Origin of the sequence: Brevundimonas sp. NIBR10 (assembly GCF_027912515.1) — a bacterium.
Lineage (GTDB): Bacteria > Pseudomonadota > Alphaproteobacteria > Caulobacterales > Caulobacteraceae > Brevundimonas.
Window position 1 is genome coordinate 2,030,639 of record NZ_CP115464.1, and the last position, 26,925, is coordinate 2,057,563.

20 protein-coding genes and 1 pseudogene are annotated in these 26,925 nt (G+C 64.7%); 12 read left to right on the plus strand and 9 right to left on the minus strand.

All coding sequences use genetic code 11. From position 1 onward, the window contains the following. The first annotated feature begins 376 nt into the window (after window positions 1-376). The 3 genes from O5K39_RS10035 (at window position 377) to O5K39_RS10045 (ending at window position 9,487) form a co-directional block, all read left to right on the plus strand. On the plus strand, window positions 377-7,204 hold the full coding sequence (locus tag O5K39_RS10035; protein WP_271143490.1) for a tandem-95 repeat protein: 6,828 nt from the start codon (window positions 377-379) through the stop codon (window positions 7,202-7,204). 485 nt (window positions 7,205-7,689) lie between these two features. After that, complete coding sequence (locus O5K39_RS10040) at window positions 7,690-8,160, plus strand: DUF427 domain-containing protein (protein ID WP_271143491.1); 471 nt, start codon at window positions 7,690-7,692, stop codon at window positions 8,158-8,160. A 4-nt stretch (window positions 8,161-8,164) separates the two neighbouring features. Continuing rightward, complete coding sequence (locus tag O5K39_RS10045; RefSeq protein WP_271143492.1) at window positions 8,165-9,487, plus strand: AarF/ABC1/UbiB kinase family protein; 1,323 nt, start codon at window positions 8,165-8,167, stop codon at window positions 9,485-9,487. A gap of 273 nt (window positions 9,488-9,760) precedes the next feature. On the opposite strand, the gene O5K39_RS10050 is transcribed toward O5K39_RS10045, so the two are convergent. Beyond that, window positions 9,761-10,036 carry a metal-sensitive transcriptional regulator gene (locus O5K39_RS10050; protein ID WP_271143493.1) on the minus strand — a complete coding sequence of 92 codons (276 nt, stop codon included), beginning with the start codon at window positions 10,034-10,036 and terminating at the stop codon, window positions 9,761-9,763. Between the two features lie 98 nt (window positions 10,037-10,134). Here O5K39_RS10050 and O5K39_RS10055 point away from each other — a divergent pair, with 98 nt between their 5' ends. The 6 genes and pseudogenes from O5K39_RS10055 (at window position 10,135) to O5K39_RS10085 (ending at window position 16,863) form a co-directional block, all read left to right on the plus strand. Then, entirely contained in the window at window positions 10,135-12,501 is a 2,367-nt protein-coding gene (locus O5K39_RS10055; RefSeq protein ID WP_271143494.1) for a heavy metal translocating P-type ATPase, read from the plus strand. A 372-nt stretch (window positions 12,502-12,873) separates the two neighbouring features. Further along, window positions 12,874-14,136 (plus strand): annotated as a pseudogene (locus O5K39_RS19565) (TolC family protein); the annotation flags it as partial. 2 nt (window positions 14,137-14,138) lie between these two features. Next, a complete protein-coding gene (locus O5K39_RS10070; protein WP_271143495.1) occupies window positions 14,139-15,488 on the plus strand; it encodes a copper oxidase in 1,350 nt (449 codons plus the stop codon). 35 nt (window positions 15,489-15,523) lie between these two features. After that, window positions 15,524-16,051, plus strand: a complete 528-nt coding sequence (locus O5K39_RS10075) for a copper resistance protein CopC (protein ID WP_271143496.1) — start codon at window positions 15,524-15,526, stop codon at window positions 16,049-16,051. A 36-nt stretch (window positions 16,052-16,087) separates the two neighbouring features. After that, window positions 16,088-16,303, plus strand: a complete 216-nt coding sequence (locus O5K39_RS10080) for an ammonium transporter family protein (protein WP_271143497.1) — start codon at window positions 16,088-16,090, stop codon at window positions 16,301-16,303. A gap of 68 nt (window positions 16,304-16,371) precedes the next feature. Beyond that, window positions 16,372-16,863 (plus strand): nuclear transport factor 2 family protein, encoded by a 492-nt coding sequence (locus O5K39_RS10085; RefSeq protein ID WP_271143498.1) that lies wholly within the window; start codon window positions 16,372-16,374, stop codon window positions 16,861-16,863. A gap of 4 nt (window positions 16,864-16,867) precedes the next feature. On the opposite strand, the gene O5K39_RS10090 is transcribed toward O5K39_RS10085, so the two are convergent. The 8 genes from O5K39_RS10090 to O5K39_RS10125 form a co-directional block, all read right to left on the minus strand. Continuing rightward, window positions 16,868-17,461 carry an RNA polymerase sigma factor gene (locus tag O5K39_RS10090; RefSeq protein WP_271143499.1) on the minus strand — a complete coding sequence of 198 codons (594 nt, stop codon included), beginning with the start codon at window positions 17,459-17,461 and terminating at the stop codon, window positions 16,868-16,870. After that, window positions 17,458-17,898 carry a periplasmic heavy metal sensor gene (locus tag O5K39_RS10095; RefSeq protein WP_271143500.1) on the minus strand — a complete coding sequence of 147 codons (441 nt, stop codon included), beginning with the start codon at window positions 17,896-17,898 and terminating at the stop codon, window positions 17,458-17,460. Before O5K39_RS10095 ends, O5K39_RS10090 begins: the two co-directional genes overlap by 4 nt. After that, window positions 17,895-18,176: a hypothetical protein gene (locus tag O5K39_RS10100; protein WP_271143501.1), complete on the minus strand. Its 282-nt coding sequence runs from the start codon at window positions 18,174-18,176 to the stop codon at window positions 17,895-17,897. The genes O5K39_RS10095 and O5K39_RS10100 overlap by 4 nt, the downstream gene beginning before the upstream one ends. A gap of 57 nt (window positions 18,177-18,233) precedes the next feature. Next, the gene (copD, locus tag O5K39_RS10105; RefSeq protein WP_271143502.1) at window positions 18,234-19,151 is read right to left on the minus strand and encodes a copper homeostasis membrane protein CopD; all 918 of its coding nucleotides are present in this window, start codon (window positions 19,149-19,151) and stop codon (window positions 18,234-18,236) included. Window positions 19,152-19,153: 2 nt separating this feature from the next. Continuing rightward, on the minus strand, window positions 19,154-19,522 hold the full coding sequence (copC, locus tag O5K39_RS10110) for a copper homeostasis periplasmic binding protein CopC (protein ID WP_271143503.1): 369 nt from the start codon (window positions 19,520-19,522) through the stop codon (window positions 19,154-19,156). A gap of 1,053 nt (window positions 19,523-20,575) precedes the next feature. After that, window positions 20,576-21,484 carry an HWE histidine kinase domain-containing protein gene (locus tag O5K39_RS10115; protein WP_271143504.1) on the minus strand — a complete coding sequence of 303 codons (909 nt, stop codon included), beginning with the start codon at window positions 21,482-21,484 and terminating at the stop codon, window positions 20,576-20,578. Continuing rightward, window positions 21,414-22,232 carry an MHYT domain-containing protein gene (locus tag O5K39_RS10120; RefSeq protein ID WP_271143505.1) on the minus strand — a complete coding sequence of 273 codons (819 nt, stop codon included), beginning with the start codon at window positions 22,230-22,232 and terminating at the stop codon, window positions 21,414-21,416. The genes O5K39_RS10115 and O5K39_RS10120 overlap by 71 nt, the downstream gene beginning before the upstream one ends. 221 nt (window positions 22,233-22,453) lie before the next feature. After that, the gene (locus O5K39_RS10125) at window positions 22,454-24,451 is read right to left on the minus strand and encodes an ATP-binding protein (protein WP_271143506.1); all 1,998 of its coding nucleotides are present in this window, start codon (window positions 24,449-24,451) and stop codon (window positions 22,454-22,456) included. A gap of 205 nt (window positions 24,452-24,656) precedes the next feature. On the opposite strand from O5K39_RS10125, the gene O5K39_RS10130 reads away from it, so the two are divergent. The 3 genes from O5K39_RS10130 (at window position 24,657) to O5K39_RS10140 (ending at window position 26,909) form a co-directional block, all read left to right on the plus strand. After that, complete coding sequence (locus O5K39_RS10130; protein WP_271143507.1) at window positions 24,657-25,673, plus strand: histidine kinase dimerization/phosphoacceptor domain -containing protein; 1,017 nt, start codon at window positions 24,657-24,659, stop codon at window positions 25,671-25,673. Window positions 25,674-25,871: 198 nt separating this feature from the next. Continuing rightward, entirely contained in the window at window positions 25,872-26,219 is a 348-nt protein-coding gene (locus O5K39_RS10135; RefSeq protein WP_271143508.1) for a hypothetical protein, read from the plus strand. A 51-nt stretch (window positions 26,220-26,270) separates the two neighbouring features. Continuing rightward, a complete protein-coding gene (locus O5K39_RS10140; protein ID WP_271143509.1) occupies window positions 26,271-26,909 on the plus strand; it encodes a general stress protein in 639 nt (212 codons plus the stop codon). Window positions 26,910-26,925: the final 16 nt, after the last annotated feature.

The window sequence follows — 26,925 nt, forward strand, 5'->3', positions numbered from 1 at the left end:
CGCTTACCCGCAGGGCTTCACAAGGGCAAACAATGTTCTGAGAACGTGACCGGTGGCAAGTCCAATCGCCGCAAACCCTTCCCGCGACAGGAGATTTTTTGCTTGCGCTTGATCTGTACGAGCAAAAGATTGAGACGTCTGGGCCTATCGATCCGTGCGCCGAACACTAGTTTCCGGCGTGGGGGGCCTTCCTGTCGCTATGCGTCGGGGGCTCATAAAAAATAGCGGCCGACAATCCAGCTGGCCGCGCGGGGGTAACGAGAACTCAGCAAACGAGCACGGGCGGTTTCGGTGGGTCCGAGGCCGGTTTGCTTCGCGATCATGACGATCGCGGCTGCCTATCGTCATGCCTGAAACAGTTCAGAGGGTAAGACACATGGCGGCATCGCAATCCAAATCCGGTCCCAACGTCGTCAACGGCGGCGCGGGCAACGAGCACCTGAACGGCGGCTCGGGCAACGACAGCATCTACGGCATGGGCGGAAACGACCGGATCAACGGCGGCTCGGGCGATGACTGGATGGACGGCGGTTCCGGCAACGACATCGTCAACGGCGACGCCGGCGACGACACCGCTGTGTATGTGATGAGCGAGAACGTCGGCTCGACCGATACCTATGACGGCGGTTCCGGCAAGGACACGCTGCATCTAGTTCTGACCCGGGCCGAATGGCAGAGCGCGGCCGTGCAGGCGGACATCGCCCGCTTCCTGGCCTTCCTGGCCGACGTCACGAACCCGGCGAACGGCGAGGCCAAGAACACCAACTTCACATTCTCGTTCGGCCTGACGGTTTCCAAATGGGAATATCTGACTGTCTCGGTTGACGGCGTCGCCTTTGATCCGCGCGATCAGGCCGTGACCCTCGTCAACGACGTGATGGCCGCCGGCGAGGAAACGCGCAGTGTTGCGGTGGATGTCCTGGCCAACGACAGCGTGCCCGATCTGGTCGCCGCCCTGACCTACACGAACCCCAGCCACGGCAGCGTGACCCTGGTTCGCACCACAGGGGCCCCCGGCGCGCGCGACACCGCCAGCTTCGTCTACACGCCTGATTCCGCGCATTGGCAGTACCTGGCCGCAGGCCAGACGGCGACGGACACCTTTACCTATTCGGTGCGCGACTCTGACGGCGACGTCTCGACGGCGACTGTCACGGTCACCATCACGGGCGCGAACGACGCCCCGGTTCTCGGCGCGGTCGTGACCAACGGGGCCGTCGTCGAGAACGGCGTCCTGGCGGCCGAAGGTTCGATCGCCTTCACCGACGTCGACCTGCGCGACAGCCACACCGCGACCAGCACGGCCAACGGCACGGGTTACCTCGGTCTGTTCACCGCGACGGTGACGGACAACGGCGCGGGCGACGGTGCCGGCGCGGTGCGCTGGAACTTCGCCGTCGACGACGCGGCGATCCAGTACCTGGCCGCAGGCGAGACCCTGACCCAGACCTACACCGTCACCGTCTCGGACGGCCAAGGCGGGACGGTCAGCCAGCCCATCACCGTGACCCTGACCGGGACCAATGACGCCCCTTCCGTGACCGCAGCGGCCACGACAGGTATTATCGTCGAGGACGGTGCTCTGACAGCGACCGGTGCGATCACCTTCGCAGACGCCGATCTGCGCGACGGCCACACCGTTGCAACCAGCGCGACGGGAGCGGGATATCTTGGCGTGTTCACCGCCACCATGACGGACGACGGCGCCGGTGACGGTGCAGGTCGCCTCATCTGGAATTTCTCAGTCGACAACGCGGCGACCCAATACCTGGCTGCCGGTCAGGTATTGACCCAAGTTTACAACGTTACGGTATCGGACGGTCAGGGCGGATCGGTGGTGCAGCCAGTCACCGTGACCATCACTGGCACGAACGACGCCCCGACCATCACGGCCGCCGTCGCCGGCGGCACCGTGTTCGAGGACGGGACCCTGGCGACCAACGGAACGGTGGCCTTTGCAGACATCGATCTGCGGGACGTTCACAGCGTGTCCAGCACCGCCGACAGCGCCGCCTATCTCGGCACGTTCACCGCTACCGTCACGGATGACGGCGCAGGCGATGGCGCGGGCGCGGTGAGCTGGGCCTTTTCGGTCGACGATGCCGTCGTCCAGCACCTGGCCGCCGGCCAGGTGCTGACTCAGAACTACACCATCACCGTCTCCGATGGTCAGGGCGGAACCGTGGACCAGCGTGTCGCGGTCACCATCACGGGTGCCAATGACGTGCCCACGGTGACGGCGGCGGTCTCGACCGGAGCCACGTTGGAAGACGGCGTTCTGGCGGCCACGGGCTCGATCGGCTTTGCGGACGTGGACCTGCGCGACGGTCACACGGTGGCGACCAGCGCCGCTGGCACCGGCTACCTTGGCACGTTCACCGCAACGATGTCGGACGACGGCACCGGCGACGGCGCGGGCGAACTTGTCTGGAACTTCAGCGTGGACAATGCGGCAACCCAGTTCCTGGCCGCTGGTCAGGTTCTGACGCAAATCTACAACGTCACGATCTCGGACGGTGAGGGCGGTTCGGTCGTCCAACCTGTCACCGTCACAATCACCGGTGCCAATGATGTTCCGATCATCGCGACTGCGATCGGTGGCGGCAATCTGGTCGAGGATGGTGTGCTTGCCGCCACGGGCTCGATCACCTTCGACGACGTCGATCTGATCGATACTCACTCGGTGACTGCGACCGCCCAGGCAGCCGGTTATCTGGGAGCCTTCAGCGCGATCGTCGCGAGCGCCGCCACGGGCGTCAATGCCGGCCAGGTCGCCTGGACCTTCAATGCGACGGCCGCAGAGTTTCAGTTCCTCGCAGCTGGCGAAACGCGCGTTCAGCAGTACACGGTGACCGTGGACGACGGCAATGGCGGCACTGTCGACCAGATTGTGAACGTCACGATCACCGGCACGAACGACGTCCCGACGATCACGACTGCCGCGTCCTCGGGCATCGTCGTTGAGGACGGCGCGGCCGCGGTTTCGGGCGTCATCGCCTTCGCCGATGTGGATCTGCGCGATGCTCATACCGTCACGAGCTCGGCCAACGGTGCCAACTATCTGGGCGTCTTCACCGCCACGGTCGACGACAACGGCGCGGGAGACGGCGCGGGTGCAGTGACTTGGACCTTCTCGGTCGATCAGGCCGCGATCCAGTATCTGGCCGCCGGTCAGACGCTGACCCAGACCTATAACGTCACGGTCTCTGACGGGCAGGGCGGCACGGTCACCCAGCCGGTTTCGGTCACCGTCACGGGGACCAACGATGCTCCGGTCGCCAACGCCGATGCCGCAACGACCAACGAGGATACGCCGGTCACTTTCGACGTGCGCACCAATGACACGGACGTCGATGGGACGGCCCGGACTGTCACCCACATCAACGGTGCCGCCATCGCGACGGGGACCCCGGTCGTCCTGTCGGACGGCGCCCGGGTGGCGTTGAACACCAACGGTACGCTGACCTACACGCCGGCGGCCAACACCAACGGCGCCCAGACCTTCGACTACACGATCAACGACGGTCATGGCGGTACCGCCACCAGCACGGTCAACTTGACCGTGAACCCCGTCAACGACCGACCCGTCGCCGTTAATGACTTCGGTTCCGCGACGGAAGCCGGCGGCGTGGCGAACGGTACAGCGGGGTTGGCCGCGACCGGGAACGTCTTGGCCAACGACACGGACGTTGATGACACCGTCTTGGTCGTCTCCGCCGAACGGCGGGGCGCGGAAACGGGCTCCGGTGTCGCCGGGACGGTCGGATCGCCTCTCAACGGCACCTACGGGACGCTCACGCTTAACGCCAACGGTAGCTACAGCTATGTCGTCAATGACGGCAACGCGACCGTTCAGGCCCTGGCACCAGGTAGCACCCTGACCGATATCTTCACCTACACGGTACGGGACGCGGCCGGGTTGACCGACACGGCCCAGCTGACGATCACGATCAACGGGGCCAACGATGCGCCGGTGGCCCGTGACGTCACCCTTCAGGTCAACCAGTTGGGTAACGGCGGCTTCGACGCTACCCCCAATTTCCAGGGCTGGACCGTCAGCACCGCGACCAGCGGGCTGAATGCCACGAGCAGTTCGACGGCTGTGGTTGATCGGACCGGTGGCGTCATCGCCGGTGATGCGGCCGTGGCCGTCCTCCAGTTCACCGGCCAGGTGCCGACGGGCTATGGAACAGGCTTTGGTCCATCGATCACCAGCACCACCTTCGCAGGTCAGGCCGGCGACACGGTTCGCTTCGTCTATCGACTGTCCTCGGGCAGCGACCAGGCCATCGGCACCGGCTATATCCGTGACGCGGTGACGGGGGCGATCGTCCAGACGATTTTCAACTACCAGACACCGTTCTCGGGCTCGACCGGCGTGGTCACCCAGGACGTCGTCCTGGCTGCCAGCGGCAACTATACGATCGACTTCCGCATCGGCTCTTACGACGCCACAGGTGGTCGTGCGGTCGGTGCGCGCATGGATCTCGGCTTTGCCGGCATTCTGCGGAGCGGCGTAGGCGAGGACGAGAGCTTCACCTTCGCGGGTACGAATTTCACCTCCACGGCGATCGATCCGGATGGCGGTGCCCTGTCGGTGGTCTCGGTCGGCGCAAGCGCCAACGGCGCCGTCGTGACGCTGAACACGAACGGCTCGGTGACCTATGACGCTGCCGGCCACCTGGACTTCCTGACGGCCGGCCAGCAGTTGGTAGATACCTTCGAATACACCATCAGCGACGGACGCGGCGGCTTCAGCACCGCCATTGCCAGCGTGACGGTTATCGGCCGCAATGACGGCCCGGTGGCCAACGCCGACGCGGTGACGACGAATGAGGACACGTCGACGACATTTGATGTGCGGTCCAATGATACGGACGTGGACAGCACGACCCTGACCGTCACCCAGATCAACGGAACGGCCATCGTGGCTGGCGGTTCAGTGACCCTGGCTGATGGAGGCGCGGTGTCGATGAATGCCGACGGCACCCTGACCTACACCCCGCCGCTGAACGCCAACGGCGACCGGAGCTTCAACTACACGATCAGCGACGGCGTGGGCGGCTTAGCGACCAGCACGGTCAATGTGGCGGTCACTCCGGTCAACGACGCACCTGTCGCCCATCCGGACACCTTTACGACAAGCGAAGACGGCTCGCTGACCGTGACGGCCGGGCAACTGACGGCCAACGACACCGATGCCGACGGCGATACCCTGTCAATCCTCTCCGTCAGCGGAGCCGGCTCGCTCGGCACCGTGCAACTGGTCGGTGGTCAGGTCGTCTATTCGCCGGGCAGCGCCTTCCAGTCGCTGCGCGTCGGCGAGACGGGCCTCGATCGTTTCACCTATACGGTGCGTGACGCCGCCGGCATCGTCTCGACGGCCACGGTCGATGTGGTCATCGAGGGTGCCAACGACGCCCCGACCGCTGGTGACGACAGCGCCTTCTCGAATTCGGGCGGCTCGGTCGTGATCAATGTGCTCGCAAACGACAGCGATCCGGAAGGCGAGACCATCTCGATCGACAGTGTCGGGACGGCCGCCCACGGCACCGTCCTGATCAACGCCAACGGGACGGTAACCTACACGCCGACCGTTGGTTACAGCGGCAGCGACACCTTCACCTACGATGTGCGCGATGCGTCCGGCGCGGTGGATACGGCAACTGTTTCTCTGGTCGTCGGACTATCGGACCACGACACGATCGGCGGCGACGTCTTTCTGCAGGGCAACTTCATGGAGATCGGAGTTTCCGCTTCCGGCTCCCTGGGCACGGCATCCGCTGCGCCATCCAACTATCACCCTCAGGGCCTGTCCAACATCTCCTACGTCGTCGACACCGACGGGTGGACCTCGGGGGCTGCTCCACGAGCCGGGGACTTCACCCTGCCGGGTTCGCCGGTGGACACGATCGTGCTCGGCTTCAACGGAACCAGCTATGCCCAGGACGAGCGGAGCGGCCGCCGGGGCATCACGACCACGACGACCGACATCTCGACGTCGACCTTGCTCGGTGCCCAGACCGTCGGCGTGGCGGGCGGTGCAGTCCGGATGACCCAGACGATCACCCTGGATCCGGGCGCGACCTACTACACCACCACGATCACCGTGACGAACATCAGCTCGGCCACGGTCAACGACGTGCGCTTCCTGCGCAGCTTCGATCCCGACCAGGATCAGTTCCGCTACGGCAACTACACCACCAACAACGACGTTCTGTCCAACCCGACCGCCGGGAATAGTCTCGCCGTGTCTCGCGCAGCGGGGCCCAACTCGGGCGTCTCGGTCAATCTGGTGTCTTTCGACGCCGACGCTCGAGCGTCCAACTACGGGTTCGGCAACTACGACGCCTATGCCGCAGCATCGTTCACAAGCCCGACCGATCGAAATGGGCAGTTGGTTGATGAGGCCATCACCATGGCCTTCCGCTTCGGCGACCTCGCGGCCGGCCAGACCATGACGAAGGTCTTCTACACCTCGCTGAACGGCTCGTCGCAGGCTAATGATATGCTCATCGGCGGAACGGGTGCCGACAACCTGAACGCGGGCGCCGGCAACGACATCATCATCGGCCTGACAGGCAACGACGTCCTGACCGGCGGCACTGGAGACGACAAGTTCATCTTCACGCGGGGCTCGGGCGGCGACACCATCACCGACTTCAAGGCCGGCGTAGGGACCGACGATGTCATTGAATTGCGCGGCTATGGTTTCACCAGCCTGGCCGACGTGCGCGCGGTCTCCATCCAGAACGGCGCGAACGTGGTCATCAACCTCGGTCAGGGCGCGAACGTCCTGACACTGGTCGGCGTCCAACTCGCGGATCTGTCGGCCGACGACTTCATCTTCGACACAACCGCGCCGTCGGCGGCCATGGTGATGACCGAGACGGTCAAGAACGCCGCCCCCGCAACCTCGCCGATCGATGGTCCTTCGGTGTTTCCCTCCGAGGCTCTGATCGCCAAGGTCGTCGGCCCGGAGGTCCTGCCGGTGTTCGAGGACGACGCCTTCCTTACCACCCTGTCCGATCAGCCCGTCATCGACGACGCGATGAGCGGGTTCGAGGATCTTGTGTCTGACGTTTCGACGATCGGCGGCGGCGATGGCCAATGGATCCTGACCCTCCTGCCCCATGAACTTAATGTTCATCTCGGAGGTACCGGCTTCGGCGGCGTGCATCCGGGCGCGGATTTTTGGGCTTAAGACCCGGAAGTGATAGTTCCTGTTCGCTGACCAAGGTCGGCGGGCAGGAGGCCCCGCTCGCGTTGCAGGTACGGGCAAGGTGCCGTCATTTGGCAGGCGGTCCGTCCTATGTCGCGGAACGGCAAGTGCCGGCCCAGTACGATCGGGCACCCGCCTTGCGGTTGAATGCCGTGGACCGGTTTCCTCCCGAAGCGGACGCTCCGAAAGACGGCATCGGGGCGAATGCAGTCAAAGGCATCCAGCCAGAAAGCAGACGTTGGTGGCTGGCCTGAGTGTCGCGTTTCCGGCGATCAGAGAATGATCGTTCCTGGCGCTAAAGCCTTCCTTGCCAGCGGCGTGGCCGTGGAGGGCCTCAATGTCGCACCGTGCTGACTTCGAGGGCCGCCTTCCCATATCCAGCCCATGGCAAAGCTGTTGATCGGTCGCAGTCGGCAAGTTCGATGTCATCCCTGAGTTCGTATGTCAGATCCTCCCCCGATCCTGTGATGCCGGGTCGGGAAAGCGTGTGGGCCTATCCGCGCCCAGCGATCGCCCAGCCGACCAGAGCGCACGTTCAGATCGTCCACGCCGGCGTGATCGTGGCCGACACCCGCTCATCGGCCCGGACGCTGGAGACCAGCCATCCGCCCAGCTACTATATTCCACCCTCGGACATCTCGCCGCGGATGTTGCAACGCGCAGGTGGCGGTTCGTTCTGCGAGTGGAAGGGCGACGCGACCTACTGGGATGGCGTGATCGGCGACCGCGTCCTGCCGCGCGTCGGCTGGAGCTATCCGAGGCCGACCGCTCCGTTCGAATGTCTGCGCGATCACATTGCCTTCTATGCCGGGCCCTTCGATCGCTGCAGCATCGACGGCGAGACGGTCGTGCCTCAGGCCGGCGGGTTCTACGGTGGCTGGATTACCTCGCGCCAAGCGGGACCGTTCAAGGGCGGCCCAGGGACCATGGGCTGGTGAGAGCGTGAGCAAGGGCCGAGACCTATCCTTCGGACGTTCGGTGCCGCGCGGCCGCCTGTCGCGGCTGAGCCAGTTCGGTCAGCTGGCGGGATCCGTCGCCGGAGGGATGGTCGCGGAAGGAGCTCGACGGCTCTCGAACGGCGAGCGGCCGCATCTGCGAGACCTGCTGCTGACGCCGTCGAACGTCGGCAGGGTCGCCGACCGCCTGTCCCATCTGCGGGGTGCGGCTATAAAGCTCGGGCAGATGATCTCGATGGACGCCGGGGATCTGCTGCCCGCCGAGCTGACGGCGATCATGGCGCGATTGCGCGACAGCGCCCACCACATGCCGCCGGCCCAGCTGCAGAGCGTTCTGGCCCGCGAATGGGACCCGGACTGGCGCACCCGGTTTCAGCGGTTCGACCTGCATCCGATCGCAGCGGCCTCTATCGGCCAGGTTCACCGGGCGATCACGCGAGACGGCCGGGATCTGGCGATCAAGGTGCAATATCCTGGAGTCCGCGAGAGCATCGACTCCGACGTCGACAACGTCGCCGCCCTACTGAGGATGTCCGGTACCTTGCCCAAGGGCCTCGACATCGCGCCGCTCCTTTCGGAGGCCAAACGCCAACTCGCTGAAGAGGCCGATTATGAGCGTGAGGGCAGGCAGTTGATGCTGTTCGAGCGCCTGTTGGCCGACACACCCGGGGTCGTCGTCCCCACGCTCGATCCGCAGCTGACGACCTCCCGGATTCTGGCGATGACCTTCCTCTCGGGACGTTCGATCGAGACGCTCGAAACCGGCTCCCAGGAGGCCCGCGACGGGGCCATGCAGACCCTGATGACGCTGGTGCTGCGCGAACTGTTCGAGTTCGGCGTGATGCAGACGGATCCGAACTTCGCCAACTATCGCGTCCAGCCTGAGACCGGCCGCATAGTTCTCCTTGATTTCGGAGCGGCTCGTCCGGTGGAGCCGGCCACGGCCGTCGGCTATCGCCAGCTTTTGCAAGCGGGCCTCTCCAGTGACCGTGCGGCCGCGCGGACGGCAGCGCTTTCGGCCGGCTTCCTCGGCCCCGCCGCTGTCGCGCGACATGGCGCGCACGTCGACGCCATGATTGATGTGATCCTAGGCGAGCTTGAACGCCCCGGCCCGTTCGACTTCGGTGATCGCGGCTTTGTGGCGGCGTTGCGCGATCCGGGGCTGGAGATCGCGGCGGACAGCGCCGCATGGCATGTGCCACCGACGGACATCCTGTTTGTCCAGCGAAAGATCAGCGGCACGGCCCTGTTGGCGGCCAGGCTGAAAGCCAGGATCGATATCAGGGCCCTTGTTCAAACCTGGCTTTAAATTGCTTGCTGTCGCCGAACCGACTTGGCGCCCTCTCCGGGCGTGTGTCTGAACCTACACCGCTGCGAGCGACAGCCGTCCGTCTGATGATTGGCCATAACGGCGTCAGCCGTCGTCATGGTTGGCCGGGCTCGCCAGCCTTGGGCTCTGCCTGCGGCGTGTTGGCGGTGGCGAAGGCGCAGGTGGCGATGAGGGGAATGAAGGGGTTCATGACGGGGTCCTTGGAAGCGGGTCCCGTAGCGACCGGCGAATGACCTTTGTTCCTTGGGCCGCCTATCGCAGGGCGCGTCCCAGGAGTTCGATCAGTTCGCCTGCCTTGGCCTTTCGCTCGGCCATGTCGTCTCCGGTCATGGCCTGCATGACGCAGTGATCGAGGTGGTCCTTCAGAACCTCGCTTTCAACCCGCGTCAGCGCGGCGCGCACGGCCTGGAGCTGGGTGAGAAGGTCGACGCAGTAGCGATCATCCTCGACCATCCGGCTGATCCCCCGGACCTGGCCCTCGATCCGGCTCAGCCGATTGAGCACCTTGGGTTTTGTGTCTGCCTGCATAGGTCGCCTCTGGTTCAGGCGCGTTATACCCCATGACGGTATCTTGAGATATACCCCCATAGGGTATATGTCCCGCGTTCGCCGTCAGGAGACGTTCCATGTCCCATTCAGAAACCCCGACCCCCGCCGACGCCCCAGAATCCTGCTGCTGTTCGGGCGCGAAACCCGCTGGTGATGCCAAAACAGCCATCGACCCTGTCTGTGGCATGAGCGTCGATCCAGCGACGACGCCGCACCGCGCGACACACGAATACACGGATTATTTCTTCTGTTCGGCGGGCTGTCACACCAAGTTCGTTGCCTCCCCGCAGACCTATCTCGGACCGAAGAACGCGCCCATCCTGACGGCACCAGGCACGATCTATACCTGCCCCATGCATCCTCAGATTCGGCAGGAAGGCCCGGGGGCCTGCCCTATCTGCGGCATGGCGCTGGAGCCGGAGACGGTGACGGCCGAGGTGCCGGTCAACCACGAACTCATCGACTTCACGCGACGGTTCTGGGTGGGGCTGGTGCTGACGCTTCCGGTCTTCGCCCTCGAAATGGGGGGACATCTGACGGGCCTGATGATGCGGATCCCGGGCCAGACCTCCAGCTGGATCCAGTTCGCCCTGGCGACGCCCGTAGTGCTTTGGGCCGGCGCGCCCTTCTTCCAACGGGGCTGGGCGTCCCTGCGGACCCGCAATCTGAACATGTTCACCCTGATCGCCATGGGTGTCGGCGTGGCCTGGACCTATAGCGTCGTCGCTGTCTTGGCCCCCGGCGCGTTCCCGCCCGCCTTCCTGCGCATGGACGGCAGCGCCCCGGTCTATTTCGAAGCGGCGGCGGTCATCACGGTGCTGGTTCTGGTCGGCCAGATTCTGGAAATGCGCGCCCGCGAACAGACCTCCGGTGCCATTCGCGCCCTGCTCGACCTGACGCCAAAGACGGCTCGTCGCGTCAGAGACGATGGTGCGGATGAAGATGTGACGCTGGATCTAGTCATCGTCGGCGACCGGTTGAGGGTCCGTCCAGGCGAACAGGTGCCGGTGGATGGAGTCATCCTCGACGGCCGCGTCTCGATCGATGAGTCGATGGTCACCGGCGAGTCGATGCCCGTGACCAAGGAGGCCGGTGCCGCCGTCGTCGGCGGGTCCCTGAACCGCACCGGCTCGTTCGTGATGCGCGCCGACAAGGTCGGGGCCGACACCCTTCTGTCCCGTATTGTCCAGATGGTGGCCCAGGCCCAGCGCAGCCGTGCCCCAATCCAGCGGCTGGCCGACACGGTCTCCGGCTGGTTCGTGCCGATGGTCATCGCCATGGCCGTGCTGGCCGCCGTCGTCTGGGGCCTGGTCGGTCCTGAGCCGCGCCTGTCCTATGCCCTGGTCGCGGCGGTCTCGGTCCTCATCATCGCCTGCCCCTGCGCACTCGGCCTGGCCACGCCGATCTCGATCATGGTCGGGGTGGGTCGGGGGGCCCATGCCGGCGTCTTGATCCGCAGCGCCGAGGCGCTGGAACGGTTCGAGAAGGTCGACACCCTGGTGCTGGACAAGACCGGCACCCTTACCGAGGGGCGTCCGTCGGTCACGGCTATCCGCACCGCGCCCGGCTTTGATGAAGACGAACTTCTGCGCCTCTCAGCCAGCCTTGAGCGAGGCAGCGAACACCCGCTGGCTGACGCTATTGTGGCGGCGGCCAACGAGCGGAAACTGGCCCTTTCAGAGGCGACCGACTTCGACAGCCCGGTTGGACGGGGGGTCTCAGGTCGTATTGACAAGCGGTCCGTGGCGCTCGGCAATGCGCGCTTCATGGACAGCCTCGGCATCAATGTGTCGGCGCTGGAAGCCGAGGCCGAGGCGCTCAGGGGTGACGGGGCCACGGCGATCTTCGCGGCTGTTGACGGAAAGGCTGCCGGTGTTCTGGGCATCGCCGATCCGATCAAGGCCACGACCGCCCAGGCCATCATCGAACTGAAGGTAGCCGGGCTGAGGCTGGTAATGATGACCGGTGACAATCGCACTACCGCTGAGGCCGTCGCGCACCGGTTGGGCATCGACGACGTTCAGGCCGAGGTTCTGCCCGAGGACAAGGCCTCGGTCGTCCAGCGCCTGCGCTCTGAAGGGCGGGTCGTCGCCATGGCGGGCGACGGTGTGAACGACGCGCCTGCGCTTGCCGCCGCTGATGTCGGGGTCGCCATGGGCGCGGGGTCGGACGTCGCCATCGAAAGTGCAGGCGTGACCCTTCTCGGCGGCGATCTGCAGGGGATCGTGCGTGCTCGACATCTGTCGAAGGCGGTTATGGGCAACATCCGCCAGAACCTGGTGTTCGCGTTCGGCTACAACGCCCTGGGTATCCCGATTGCGGCGGGGCTTCTGTACCCTGCGTTCGGCTTGTTGTTGTCGCCGGCCGTGGCGGCGCTGGCCATGGCCTTGTCGTCGGTCAGCGTCATAGGCAACGCGCTTCGTCTTCGGGCCGTGCGGTTGTGACGGCTCGTCGCAGAGAAGCGGTGAGGGGTGACGCGCCCGTCCGCGTATCGGATGTAAGACCCGCTTTCGATCGAGGCCCATGCCTAATTTAATGATCCGTCTGGCCGAAAAGACGCGGCTGCCGTGCCGTGCAGCCATGCGCCCGATTTTGGCCTTTGGTCTCGTTGCGACCCTCGCCGCCTGCGCGACCGTCGATCCGATCCAGGACACGGTAGAGATCAACCAGCTGCTGACCGCTCGCGGTGCGCCCGGCCTGGGTTGGGAGACGAACGGTGCCGCCCAGGATGAGGCGTCGGTTCGGGCTTGGCTGATCGAGCCCATGACCGTTGACCGTGCCGTCCAGATGGCAGTGCTCCGCAGCCCCGGCTTCAGGAGCAATACGGCGAATTGGGGCTGGCCCGCGCCGACATCCTCGAGGCGGTGCAGATCGCCAATCCGCGCCTCAGCGCCTCGCGGCTGGCGGTCGAAGACGGGCCGGGATCGCAACTTTCCTACGGCCTTGCCATGCCCCTCGTCGATCTGCTGGTGCTGCCGTCGCGGGTGCGGTTGGCCAGGACCGAGCATGAGCGGGCGCGCTACCAGATCGCTGCGGCGGTGATGGACGTGAGTTTTGATGTCGAGGCCGCCTGGTATGCCCATGTCGCCGCCCGGCAGGTTGCCGAGATGCGTGCGGCTGTCGCCGAAGCCCTCGATGCGTCGGCCGATCTGGCGCAGCGCTACTTCGACGCCGGCAACATCTCCGAACTGCAGTTGAGCCGCGAACAGGCCGCCGCCAGCGAGGCGAGGATCGACGCCGCGCGGGCGGCGGTGGACGCCCGGATGGCGAAACTGGAACTGACCACCCTGATCGGCCTGACCGGCCCCGAGGCCGACTGGCAGGCGATGACGGTTCTGCCCCTGCCGGTCGCGATTGAGGACGATCCGGCTGAACTCAGGCGCATGGCGGCAGAGAGCAGCCTGACCCTTCTGGCCGCGCGACGGGAGGCCGAGATCAGCGCCAGCGCGGCGGGGGTGACGCGCGCCTTCCGCCTGCTGGGCGACACCGGCATCGGCTATGAACGCGAGGAGGAGATCAACGGCGGCCGGATCAGTGGACCGACGCTCGATCTTGAACTGCCGATCTTCAGCCAGGGCCAGGCGCGGGTGGCGCGGGCGCAGGCCCAGCTTCAAGTCGCACGCGCGCGACTGGCGCGGATCGAGTTGAGTTCCGCCAATGCCGTCGATGCGGGCGCGGAACGGGTGCGCGTCATGAGCGACATCGTGCGCATCCACCGCGAGGCACTTGTGCCTCAGCGCGAGATCGTCGTGGCGCGCAGCCAGGAGCAACAGAACTACATGCTGATTGGCGTTTTCGATCTGATCCGGGCCAAGACCGAGGAATATGACGCCTACCAAAGCTATCTGGAGGCGGTGCGCGACTATTGGCTGGCGCGGATCGATCTGATGCGCGTCGTGGGGGCGCGTCTGCCGAGTGAGCGTCAGGCCAGCGCGCCGACGCCAAGCGTGTCGGACATACTGACGCCGCCAGCGGGCGGAGCGATGGAAGGCATTGATCACTCCCAGCACGGTGCCGCGCCCGTCGCTCCGGCGCCCGTCCTGGCTCCCGATCACAGCAATCATGGGGGCCGCTCGTGAGCTTGAGCCGCAGAGACATCATGCTGGCGACGGGCACCGTGGCGCTTGCCTCGGCCGCCGGTCCGGTCAGCCGCGCGGTGGCACAGGATCATTCCGGCCATGCCATGCCGATGCCGGCCGAGGCGGCTCCGGCCGCTACGCCGGTTGTCGAGGGGCCTGCGCCGACGAGCCCTCGCGATGGACGCTACACGCCTGTGCGGACGCTGAACGGGTGGACTCTGCCCTACCGGATGAACGGCGGCGTAAAGGAGTTCCATCTGATCGCCGAAGAGGTCCAGCATGAGTTCGGGGCGGGATCTACCGCGACCTGCTGGGGCTACAACGGCTCCACGCCCGGTCCGACCATCGAGGCGGTCGAGGGTGACCGGGTCCGCATCTTCGTCACCAACGCCTTGGGCGAACACACCACGGTCCACTGGCACGGCCTGATCCTGCCGGCCGGAATGGACGGCATCGGCGGGCTGACCCAGCCGCCGATCCAGCCCGGCGAGACCTATGTCTATGAGTTCACCCTGCGCCAGCACGGCACCCATATGTATCATCCGCACGCCGACGAGATGACGCAGATGGCCTACGGCATGATGGGCCTGTTCATCATCCATCCGCGCCAGCGGGAGGCGATTGACCGCGACTTCGCCTTCCTGCTGCATAATTGGGCGCTGCACCCGGGGACGTGGCGGCCCGACCCGGCGGTCATGGTCGATTTTGATCTGTGGACCTTCAACTCCAAGGTCTTCCCCGCGATCGAGCCGCTGGTCGCGCGGACCGGAGACCGCGTCCGCATCCGCGTCGGCAATCTGTCGATGTGGAACCATCCGGTCCATCTGCACGGCGTCGAGTTCCTGGTCACCGGCTCGGACGGCGGGCGCTGGCCCCAGAGTCAGTGGCGACGCGAGGTGACCGAGACCGTCAGCGTCGGCCAGATGCGCGACATCGAGTTCACCGCCGTGCCCGGCGACTGGGCGCTGCACTGCCACATGGCCCACCACACCATGAACGCCATGGGCCATGATGTGCCCAACCCGACAGGCGTGGACCAGACCGGCGTCGAGGCGCGGGTGCGCAAGATGCTGCCCGGCTACATGCCCATGGGGCGCGAAGGCATGGCCGAGCACCAGGACCACACGGACGCGGGCCATCAGGGGCCGGTCAACACCATGCCGATGATGACCGGCCGGGGGCCGTTCGGGAACATGGAGATGGGCGGCATGTTCACTTTGGTGAAGGTCCGCGACGACGTCGCCCCCGGCGATTACGGCGACCCCGGCTGGTACGACCACCCGCCCGGCACGGTCGCCAGCCGGGTCAGCACCGACCGCAACTTCGGCTCGCCGCCCCGCCGCCCGGCCTGAGCACGCATCAGCGATTTCATCTCAAGGAGACACCCATGACCAAGACCCTCACCTTTGCCACTGCCGGCCTGTTCGTCGTCCTCGCGGCCGGTGCAGCCAGCGCCCAGACCGCTCCGGCGGCCGACCCCCACGCGGGTCACACCATGCCGGCGGCGGCACCTCAGGTTGCGCCTCAGACGGCCGCGCCCGCCGATCCTCATGCGGGCCATTCCATGCCTGCCGATGCGCACGCGGGTCACGAGATGTCGGCGATGGGGGGCATGGCCGTCCCGGCCCCGACCGGAACCGCTCTGAAGGCCTCCACGCCCGCCGGCGGGGCCATGCTGAACGCCTCGCCGACCGAAATATCCATGACACTGCCGCACGCGATGACGGTGCAGTCGGTCAGTCTGACCAACTCCGCCGGGCAGCGTATCCCGCTGTCGGAGACCCTGTCCGACTCCGCCGTCGACACTGTGACCTCGCCTGTCCCGACGCTGCCGGCCGGCACCTATACGGTCGCCTGGACCGCTGCCGGAACCGACCACACCATGACCGGCACGTTCGGCTTCATGGTCCACTGAGTGTAGCGTTCCAACCTCAACATCACGGAGACGACCATGACCCGAACCCAGAAGACCCTCGTCCTCGCCGGGTCCCTGACCTTGCTCAGCGCTGGGACGGCCTTCGCCGCCGAGGCGTGCTGCTGTGAAAAGATGAAGTCAGAAGGTGCGATGGACCACACCATGACGATGCCCGCACCGGCACCGGCACCGGCACCGGCACCTGCTCCGGAGCCAACTCCACAACCGGCCCCGGCTCCCACCGTCGACTGAGAGACGTCAATCACGCTGAACCGTTCGTCGCGGACGTCGGCGGAATGACCCACCGATCTGGAGTTTCCATGCCTCGCTCTCTCGTCGTTGCCGCCCTCGCTGCCATGCTGCTTTCATCCACGGCAGGCGCGGCGGGAGCCCAGGTCGGTTCTGGGTCGGCCGGTGCCGTTTCATCCGAAGCGTCCGAAGCCGCTGCGGTCGTCGATGCCTTTCACGCTGCGTTGAAAGCTAATGAGACGGACAAGGCTCTAGCCTTGCTGGCCGAAGATGTGATGGTCCTCGAGGAGGGCGGCGCGGAACGTTCGCGCGATGAATACGCTGCCCATCACCTTGAGGCAGACGCCTCATTCGCTGCCGTAACGGAGGCGAAGACAACACGCCGCGCGGGCTGGGCCGACGGCGCGGTAGCCTGGGTGACGAGCGAAGGCCGGACCACCGGTCTGGCCGGTGATCGAACCATCGACCGCCTGACCGTCGAGACCATGGTGCTGAAGCGCGGACCCGACGGCTGGCGCATCCAGCACATCCACTGGTCCTCGCGCGCCGCCCCCGCCGCATGAGGCATCACGCCCTTTCGAAGAACGCTTCCATCTGTGCGACTAGCGCCTTGCGCGCGCGATAGAGGCGCGTCTCCACCGCCTTGGGCGAGACGCCCATGACGGCGGCGGCCTCGGCGGTGCTCAGGCCGTCCAGCGCGGTCAGGATCAGGGGCGTCTTCAGCGCATCCGACAAGGTTGAAAGTGCGCGGTCGAGCGCTCGTAACGCCTGAGTGTCCTGAGCCTGGGTCTCGGCGGACGGGGCGTCACTGGCAACCTCAATCAAACCGGCTTCGGTGCCGGGCCTCGTCCCGAAGATCAGCCGTCGAACGGTGGCCCGGCGTCCATGATCCCGGCATTTGTTCAGGGCGATGGCGCGAAGCCAGGTGGTGAAGGCGCGGTTCGGGTCGTACCGGCCCAGCGCCGACCAGGCCGAGACGAACGTCTGTTGCGTCAGGTCATAGGCGTCGTCGGCGTCGCCGACATAGCGACGACAGAAGCGGTAGATGCCGTCCTTGTGCCGCCGCATCAGGACCCCGAACGCACGCGTGTCGCCACTCGCCGCCGCGACAGCGAGCCGGGCATCGTCGTCGGTCCCCGCCTGATCGACCTCGGACGTCACCGCTCCTGTTCGGTCAGGGACGCCGTCACCGTCCGATCGAACCGGACCTGCTGCTCGGGCGTCAGCACGTCGCGCATCTCGAACACATGCAGGATAGTCTGTTCCTGGAGTTCGCCCATCGCGCCGTGAAAGCGGTTGATCGCGGCTTGGGCTTCCGGTCCATAGGACTTGTCGGCCTCGATGGCGCCGGCCAGTTGGCGGTTTGCAGCCTGCATCTCCTGCTCCAGCGCCACGCGGCGGATGGCGAACCGGGCCTCGGCGGCATCGATGCGAGTCAGCTGCTCCGCTGTCAGGCCGAGTTCGTCGTGGACCAGCTGATGCAACGACGACGTCTGTTCGCGATGGGACAGCCAGTGCACCGCGCACGCTGCGCCGATCGCCCCGGCGATGACCGCCAGCACGATGCTGAGGATCAGATACCGCTTCGTCGCGCTCACGCGTGGTCCGCCAGCAGGGTCGAGGGGGCGAGGGGAGAGTGTGCCGAGAAGACCGACATCTCGCTCGGCCGGTCGAAGGAGGCCATGGCGAAGGTGCCCGTGACCACCCCTACGACCAGCGCGGCCGAGACGGCGGCCCACTGGATGGGCCGGAGGCCTCGCGTGGACATCGCGGGACGCGCGTCGATCATGCGCCAGACCTCCCGATCCAGACCGGACAGATCGCGACCGGTCGGCGCGCCGGCCAGTGCCGTCAGATGTCGATCCAGAGGTGTCATCGTGTTGGTCCGCGCGTCCTCGCCCCGATCAGTATACGCAACATCGGTGTGAGACCCTCACCCGCCCGACAGGGGCGCGATCCGGCCCATGGCTGCGACCGCCAGAAGAACGAGAACGCCCAGCGCGGTCTCGACGCCGACGCTGATCTTCAGCCTGGACAGGGACGGGGCCGATGCGAGGTCCAGCCGCTCCAGACGCGGTACCAAAACGAACCGGTTGGCGGCGGCGAGCCCGAGCATGGCAGCGAACAGGGCGATCTTTGCGATCAGGATTTGACCATAAGGATGGCTCGCCGTCTGCCCGATCCGATCCACGCCGACGAGGAACGCGCTGTTGATCAGGCCGGTGATCACGATGACCAACACTGATGCTGTGCCAAGGGCGGAGAAGGCCTTGAGGTCGGCCCCGACCAAGACTGCTTTCTGAGCGGCTGATGCGTGCGCGAGGGCTCCGGTCAGGGCCACGAGGGCTCCGATCCAGATCGCAGCGGCCACCAGGTGGAGAACGTCGGAGATCAGATGAGTGAGTGCCCACAACCCCTCAGTCGCCGCGCCATGGCCGGACCAGGCAAAACTGGCGACGATCACACCCCCGATGAGGGTGAGCGCCAGTTGCCTCGTCGTCCTGTCGGGCATGAAGAGAAGGACCAGCAGGCAGACGGCCGTCAGCACCAATCGAGCCCCGAGCGCCACGCCGACCTGGAGACCGGTCAGCACTGACCAAACGGCTTCGACGTCCAGCGCGTCCGCCAGGGTGCCGTACATGTTCACGGTCAGGGCCACGGTCGCCGCCAACGCCGCGATCAGAAGACCCAGCGCGCTGGTAATCAGGGTGAGCCGAAAGGGTGTACGAGTCCTTCCCGACGCCTTCCATGCCTTGCGGCGATAGACGGCGAAAGCGGCCAGGCCGAACAAGACAAGGCCACAGCCGTACTGAGCCAGGCGGATCAGAACCTCCACCCAGGCGGGCACCATGATCAGCGTACCGTGAAGCCGTAGTCGCCCTGCATCCTGTGGCCATCGGCCGACACGATCCGCCACTCGACGCGGTAGGCACCCGGTGTCAGCGGTCGGGTCAGCGTCGCCGTCAGGGTGCGGCTGTCCGAGCCGACTGCGCTCTCGCCGGCGACCGTTTGCCCCGAGGCGGAAACGACTTGCACGGTCGAGAAGCGGGTCTCGACATGGGCACTGAACGTCAGCTGGACGCGCTGGAGCGGCGCGACCGTCGTATCTTTGGCAGGGTTGGCGCGCACGAGGGCGGCGTGAGCAAAGGCCGGGGTCGCGGTGGCAGCGACGATGGCCGCGGCGCTCACAAGGCCCAGGGCTGTGCGTGTGAAATCGACCATCAAACTCTCCTCGGGTAGCGAAGTCCGCCGCTCATGGTGGATACGTTCCAAACGCCATTGTCCCTCGGCGATATCTCCATCGCGTCCGTGACTGGATCCTCGCCGCCATGACAAGGCATATGCCGGGACCCTCGGATGTCCGCAACGGGTCGGAGAAGGTCCTAACGTGCCGGCTTTCGACCGGATTTTTCAGCCGTGATTAGGCGTGATGAAGTCTGTATGAATGTCGTTTTCCGGCACTCAGTGAGTGAGCGCACTTGCCCCGGAACCGAACTTGGAGCGATCGATCCTCGCGGCAGCGTAGGGTATGTTGCCGCCACACATCGGGGGCGAAACTGGATGCCGACATTTACGGTGCCCAGGCAATGGCTGTGGCGTTGGCTGTATTAGGCCCCTCGACCGAGACGTGCGTGCCCACGCCGTCGATCTTGCCGACCAGGCCAGGCACCTCGTCGGGTTGGCGAAGGCTGGTGAAGCGACCACGCTGCCCGCGATAGCGAACGATCTCGAAGCCATGGCCACGCAAACCAGGGGATGCCATTGAAGTCCTCGGCAGTCGCGGTGTTTAGTCGATCATCCTTGCCTTTCCTCGGCGGAGTGGCCGGGCAGTGTCCAAGGGCGAAATCGATGGCGTCGATATCGACCCTCGCATTGCGAAAACTAGTCACGGCAACCGACCAAATACAGCACCCGCATGGCCTCTAAGGGCATCGGCCAGCCTCAAGCCGGGGCGACCCACCCCCTTCGCAGTCTGGGCGGATGGCGCTGTTTGAGCTGAGGTGATGGTGTGGACGACCTCCACCTGACTGGATTTTCTGGGATGTCGTCATCCAGGACATGACGTCAGGGCCTTTCCAACTTTGCGCGCTTTGACGTGGGACGCGTCGAAAGTTCGACCTGCGCCATACCTGCATGACGAGCCGGGTCGAACCTCCACACGAGTGACGACAAAGGGCACGACCTTGGCTGCTACCAGCGCAGTGCCGCTGTCGGGAGGCCGTGGCGTTTCACCATTCTGGCTCCCCCATTCGTTGGCGTGGACGAGCCTCGCGCTTAATCCGGCTCGGAATGCTGAGGACGGGAGACCGGGTCGAGGGCCAAGATGATGTCGGCTTCGAACCCGGTCGTTGGGTATCTAAGCTCAGCCCTTTGGGCCGTCGACGCAATCAGGCGGGATCCGAACCCCTGCCGGTCAGGGGATGAGACAGGGGGGCCGCCCGACTCGCGCCAAGACACCTTGAGAACAGCCTCGCTGACCGACCATGTCACTCGCACGCACCCTTCGCTGGAACTGAGGGCACCGTACTTCGAGGCGTTCGTTCCGAGCTCGTGGGCGACGAGGCCCAGCGCAAGCACTGTTTCAGGGGGTGCCCAGACGTTGGGACCTTCCAGGACGACTTGGGCTGGATCGAACCGCCCGAACTCGGCGTCCAGCACGCTTCTAACGTCAACACTTTCCCAGCCCTCTGCAGTCAGCAGATTGTGCGTGGCGGATAGCGACAGGAGACGCGCTTCGAACGCTGATACGAACGCGTTTGGGTCGGCTGCTCGTCGCGCCGTCAGACGCGCCATAGATAGGACAGTGGCCAGCGTGTTTTTTACTCGGTGATTGAGTTCATTGACGAGGATTCGTTGCCGGGCCTCGCTCTTTGCCAAGGCCACAAAAGCCTGTCGGTGCATTGTGACGTCTTGGATTGTACCGACCAATCGCTGGGCTGTGCCCCGCGCATCCCGCAGCATCTGGCCACGCACTTCGAGCCATCGTCCGTCACGCATTTCATAGTCGGCGCTGTAATCTGTACCGTCAGCGATGGCCTCATCCAGCAGTCGGCTTCGGTTTGCAGCACTGTCCGGCGTCAACAGCATTGGCACTTGGGCCTGACTGAACGGTTCATCGGGCGCTAGCCCAAGCAGACCTCGTCCCTCCTCCGATAAGCGCAGGCGGCGGCGGACGACATCCATCTCCCAATAGCCCAGTCGCCCCCCCCCGTAGGGCGAGGCGAAGCGCTTGCTTCTGATCCACCAGGCTGGCACCTATTCCTAGGAAGAGCAGCAAAAGCGTCAATCCGGCGACGCCAAAAGCGAGCCACAACGGCTGAATGCCCTGCGGCCCGGCCGCGCCTTGGATCGGGGTCAGGCGAACCGCCGCCATCGCCGTATAGTGCATAGAGACGATGCCAGCGCCCAGCACTGCAGCTGCGACGACCTGGAGCCGGTGCCGGTAGTCATTTCTGGCGAACCATAAGGCCGCGATCGATGCCGTAAGCGCGACGGCGATCGACGCTAAGACCCAGACCGGGCTATAGCCAACTACGGCCGCCGTCCGCAGGGCCGCCATCCCGACGTAATGCATCCCGCCGATGCTTAGCCCCATGATGACGCCGCTGCCGGTCAAGCGGGTGAGGGCCTTTCCGGGCTGCGCGCAGACGGTAAAGGCAACAGCGGTTCCTGCCATAGCCAAAGCGAGTGAGCCGAGGGTTAGGCCGAAATCGTAGGAGACCGGCGACCCGGGATCGAAACCCAGCATCGCAACGAAATGCATCGACCAGATGCTTACGCCCATGGCCACCGCCGAGAGCGTGACCCACTGCGCCTGCACGGTCCCGTCGTGGAGTCTCGCCCTGCGGAAGAGGTCGAGCGCAGTCCACGAACCGAACACGGCAAGGCCGGTCGCTAGCAGCAGAAAGATATGGTCGTTATGGTGCGGCACGCGGAACCTGTCCCTGAGAATCCACGAGTTAGCGGAGGCTCCAGGCAAAAACCACCTCCGGATTCGTGGTTGTACCGCAAGACCGACTCCGGCTGGCTGACCACCCTTTCCTGCTGCCCAGATAGTCCGCTTGGCACCAGCGACACCAAGGTCCGATTTCAGGCCCGTGAAAGACCGATGCCGGGGAAACTCGGCTGCAAGCGAAAAGCAAGGTGAGAAGATCAGCCGTCGGCCGCCATTGGGTTGCTATCCGGCGACGCCGCCTGATCTTGCCCTCCGCAGAGGTCCGAGAGCATTTCGAATAACCCCGCCGCATTGATCGGCTTGGCGAGATGGGCATCGGCACCGGCATCAAAGCTTGCTGCGACGTGATCGGGCAAGCTGTTCGCGGTCAACATCAAAATGGGAGTTGGGACGAGGCGTCTCGCGACTTCGATGCGGCGAATGGCTTGAGTTGCAGCTAGCCCGTCCATCACGGGCATCATCATGTCCATCAGGATCACATCGAAACGCCCGTTAAGAAACGCATCAACCGCCTGCTCACCGTCCTCGACAGACACAACGTCGGCTCCGACAGAGTTTAGGAGAAGTTCGGCAACGCGGCGATTTGTGGGATTGTCGTCAACAACCAGGGCGCGGCCCATGCCTAAGTCGGCCCCTCCTGTAGGTTCAGGGGTCGGCGTAAGCTGCTCCGCCGCGCGGAGCGGCAGGGTGAACCAGAAGGCGGCACCGCTCCCGGGTTGGCCCTGGCAGTCCAACTCGCCGCCCATTGCGGTCACGAGTTGGCGTGATATGGCCAAGCCGAGGCCCGTTCCACCGAAGCGGCGCGTGATGCTGCCATCAGCCTGTTGGAAGCGCTCGAAAATATTGGCCCTTTGTTCGTCGGTGAAACCGATCCCTGTATCGACAACCTCGAAGCGGTAGCCGGAACAAGACTGACTTAGACGAAGAGTGACCGATCCCGTCTCGGTGAATTTCACCGCATTTGACACCAGATTGGTGAGCACCTGCTTGAGGCGCAATGCGTCCCCCATGACCAGCCCCGAAACGTCGGCGGCGACGTCGGTCACGAGCGACAGACCCTTCGCTTGCGCCATGACGGACGAGAGATTTTCGACATCACTGACGACGGCGGACAAGGACATAGAAGTGTCCGCCAACTCGATCTCCCCAGACTCGATACGAGCCAGATCAAGGATATCGCCGATCAGACGACGCAACTGATCGGAAGATGACTGGATGATTGAGGTAAGTTCGGTCTGGTGAGGTGTCAGGCCCGTCTTGGACAGAAGGTCCGCGACGGCGACAACCCCGTTTAAAGGTGTCCTCAATTCGTGACTCATATTTGCGAGGAAGGTCGATTTGGCCAAATTCGCTGCTTCAGCCTCCAGCTTTGCGGCCAGCAGCTCCGTCGCTTGTCGCTTCCTCGTCGATATATCTCTGATATTGGAATGGATATGGCGTACGCCATTGATATGGGTGACCGACATCCAGAGCTCGATGTCCACCGGACTTCCATCTTTTGCCTGGGCAGTCAGTTCTATACGACGACCCAATCGGGCGTTGCCGCTTTGGTGCCAGTGTGCAAAGCCGTGCTCATGGGCCTCGATCCGGTCCGGCGGGCAGATGATATTCACTTTGCGGCCCAAGGCTTCCGCTTGACTGAACCCGAAGAGACGCTCGGCGCCTTGGGACCAGTCCGTGATCGAGCCGGTATCATCGCAGTCGATCAACGCGTCTGCGGAATCCACGAGAGACTTTCGCAGCGTCTGGACTTGGTGTCGTGTCGCGAGATCAGCCCCGACGATTTTAGCAAGCCCAGCAAGACGCGCAGCGAGAACAGGGTCAAGAGGCCGGGGTGTGCTGTCCAACACGCATAGGGAGCCTACGGCATAGCCGTTCACAAGAATGGGGATCCCCGCGTAGAAGCGCAGATACGGTTCCCCAACCACGTAGCGGTTATCGGCGAACCGGAAGTCGAGTTTGGCATCTTCGACCCACAGAGGCCTATCTGGATCGGCTACGACGTGGGTGCAGAAGGAAGTCCAGCGGCATTGGTCGGAATGAGGAAAGTTGGCGGTCCCGGCGAACCAGTTTCGGTCGCTGCTCACCAAAGAAACAAGTGCGGTATCGACACCGGCCAGATCGCGAGCAAGTGCCGCAACTTCGTCGTGCAGCGCCGCCCTCGGCTGACCGACGAGCCCAAAGGACTGGACCATTTCGACCCTGCAGGCCTCGCGGTCTGAAACGGGTAGTGTAATCAACGTACTGGATCCTCAATCAAGGATAGTCTGAGCTGTACTAGTTAAAATTCTTGCTTGGACGAGAGCGGAGATCGACCACGACGGACCACCGGACTCGACTTCCTGCGATGCACCTTCGATAGATCGCTGGTAGCCGCGCTCTCGCGCCTGCGGGGATTGCATGCATCAGGATTTCTTTCGACGCGCCGCGTGGCGCGGCTACCTGCTGGCCCTCCTCGCCTGGGGTGTCGCTTTTGCCGTGCGCTATGGGCTGGCGCACTGGTTCCCGCCGGGCTTTCCCTACTTGACCTTCTTCCCAGCCGTCGTGCTGGTAGCTTACTATGCCGGTCTTCGACCTGCTGTCCTGACCGCCACACTGTCCGGCGTGACCGCGTGGTGGTTCTGGATCGGCCCACAGGGTTTCGACATCGGCGTCGCCACCTTGGTCGCCTTGAGCTTCTACGTCTTCGTCGCAGCGATCGACATCTTCTTCATCGTCGGCATGGACGGCGTGTCACGCCGGTTGGCCCGCGAGGTCGAGCGCAACGCCGCCCTCGCGGAAAGCAGAGACATCCTGTTGAGGGAAGTGCAGCATCGGGTGTCCAACAATATCCAAGTGGTAAGTGCGCTGCTGAGCCTGGAAGCACGAGCTGCGGTCAATCCGGGTGCTCGCAAGGCCTTGGCCGATGCCTCTGCCCGCACCGCCCTGATTGCCCGCATCCAAAGAAGCTTGGTTGACGCGGAGCGTCAGGCCACTGCCTTCGAATCATTGGCACGCTCGATCGTGACTGACGCACTCACCGCCGCCGCCCGCGACGATGTGGCTGTCTCCATCTCTAGCGGCGAGGTGGCTTTGTCGGCCGAGGAAGCAACGCCGGTCGTCCTAATCATGCTAGAATGCGTGAACAACGCCTTGGAACACGCCTTTCCGAACCGTCCGGGCAAGATCGTTATTGAGCTTTGCGACGACGGAGCGGTTCGCAACTTGGTGATCACCGACGACGGCGTGGGCGTCTCCCAGGCTGCGACCGGTGAAACCGGGAGCTTGGGGCTCAGGATCATTACCGCCCTAACCCGACAGTTGGGTGGGCAGTGGTCACTTCGGTCGGCTGAACCCGGCGCAAGCGCCCGGCTGAGCTGGCCGAGCGCCACCGCGTCACACCCGATCTTGCCGACTTCGGCAAGTCCGTTGTCTTAGACGAGCCGGCGAGGTCCGCGTGCCGATTAGGCCTTCTAAGGTCCGTAGTCTGGCACGTCGCGTTTAGCCGCTTCCAAGCCAATCAGACCCCGACGAGCGTCCACTTTCCGTTTTATCCAAGGCCCCCAACCTTGGCCTTTCGGAACGAACTGGCGGCCAATCTCTTCCGGCTGGGCAACCTTGGAAGGGAATGCACTCATGTTGAAAACCATCCTCGCCCTATCGGCGACATCCATCCTGCTGACCGCTTGTGGAAACAGCGACACCGCCGAAGCGCCCGTCGAAGGACCTGCGGTCTCCAGCGCAGAAGCGCCGGCAAACCCGGCCGTCGATACGCAAGAGACTTCGGAAAAAGCCGCTCTAACGCCCGGTGCCAACTCCTTTACCGAGGAGCAGGCCAAGCAAGCTATGGAGAAGCAAGGCTATATGGTTTCCGGACCGCTCACCCAGGACGAGCAGGGCATCTGGAAGGGTCAGGCCACCCGTGAGGGCGGTGCCGCCACGACCGTGTCGGTCGACTACAAGGGCGTCGTGACGCCGTCTTAGGCCACATCGACTCCACTCTCAGTTCAATTTCATTTTTTAAGGAGCCATCGCATGGCCACCGTCACACGTCTGTTCGATACCCATACCGAAGCCTTGAAGGCCGTCGCTGACCTCGAAGCCGCCGGCGTTTCTCACGACAAGATCAGCATCGTCTCAAACAATTCCGACAACTGGCACTCCGGTGAAAAGGGTGGCTCTAATGGCCCACTGGGCGACCGCAATGGCGACGGGGAGAACGACGTCGCCGATGGGGCAGGCAAGGGTGCCGCCACTGGGGGTCTTCTCGGGGCCGGAGCTGGTGTCCTGGCTGGCCTGGGTATGCTCGCCATTCCCGGCCTGGGTCCCGTCGTCGCCGCCGGCTGGCTGGCCTCCACTGCCGTCGGAGCTGCCGTCGGCGCAGTCGCTGGTGGTGCCACGGGCGGCTTGCTGGGCGCGCTGAAGGAAGCCGGTCACAGCGACGAGGAGGCCAACGTCTATTCCGAAGGTGTCCGTCGCGGCGGCACCTTGGTCAGCATCAAAGCCGCCGGCGACGAGAAGGATCGTCTGGAAGCCATCTTGAATGGACAGCGTGGTTATGACGCCACGACCCGCGGCGAGGCCTATCGTCAGTCGGGCTGGTCGCGGTTCGACGCGGAGGCCCAGCCCTATTCGACCGATCAGATCGCTGAGGAACGCGCGCGTTATCGCTAGGACACGCGGGCCGGAC

Coding starts and splice junctions, on each gene's coding strand:
- O5K39_RS10035 (WP_271143490.1), top strand. CDS start 377: ATGGCGGCATCGCAATCCAAATCCGGTCCCAACGTCGTCAACGGCGGC.
- O5K39_RS10040 (WP_271143491.1), top strand. CDS start 7,690: ATGCCGGGTCGGGAAAGCGTGTGGGCCTATCCGCGCCCAGCGATCGCC.
- O5K39_RS10050 (WP_271143493.1), bottom strand. CDS start 10,036: ATGCAGGCAGACACAAAACCCAAGGTGCTCAATCGGCTGAGCCGGATC.
- O5K39_RS10055 (WP_271143494.1), top strand. CDS start 10,135: ATGTCCCATTCAGAAACCCCGACCCCCGCCGACGCCCCAGAATCCTGC.
- O5K39_RS10075 (WP_271143496.1), top strand. CDS start 15,524: ATGACCAAGACCCTCACCTTTGCCACTGCCGGCCTGTTCGTCGTCCTC.
- O5K39_RS10080 (WP_271143497.1), top strand. CDS start 16,088: ATGACCCGAACCCAGAAGACCCTCGTCCTCGCCGGGTCCCTGACCTTG.
- O5K39_RS10085 (WP_271143498.1), top strand. CDS start 16,372: ATGCCTCGCTCTCTCGTCGTTGCCGCCCTCGCTGCCATGCTGCTTTCA.
- O5K39_RS10100 (WP_271143501.1), bottom strand. CDS start 18,176: ATGACACCTCTGGATCGACATCTGACGGCACTGGCCGGCGCGCCGACC.
- copD (WP_271143502.1), bottom strand. CDS start 19,151: ATGGTGCCCGCCTGGGTGGAGGTTCTGATCCGCCTGGCTCAGTACGGC.
- copC (WP_271143503.1), bottom strand. CDS start 19,522: ATGGTCGATTTCACACGCACAGCCCTGGGCCTTGTGAGCGCCGCGGCC.
- O5K39_RS10115 (WP_271143504.1), bottom strand. CDS start 21,484: ATGGATGTCGTCCGCCGCCGCCTGCGCTTATCGGAGGAGGGACGAGGT.
- O5K39_RS10125 (WP_271143506.1), bottom strand. CDS start 24,451: ATGGTCCAGTCCTTTGGGCTCGTCGGTCAGCCGAGGGCGGCGCTGCAC.
- O5K39_RS10130 (WP_271143507.1), top strand. CDS start 24,657: ATGCATCAGGATTTCTTTCGACGCGCCGCGTGGCGCGGCTACCTGCTG.
- O5K39_RS10135 (WP_271143508.1), top strand. CDS start 25,872: ATGTTGAAAACCATCCTCGCCCTATCGGCGACATCCATCCTGCTGACC.
- O5K39_RS10140 (WP_271143509.1), top strand. CDS start 26,271: ATGGCCACCGTCACACGTCTGTTCGATACCCATACCGAAGCCTTGAAG.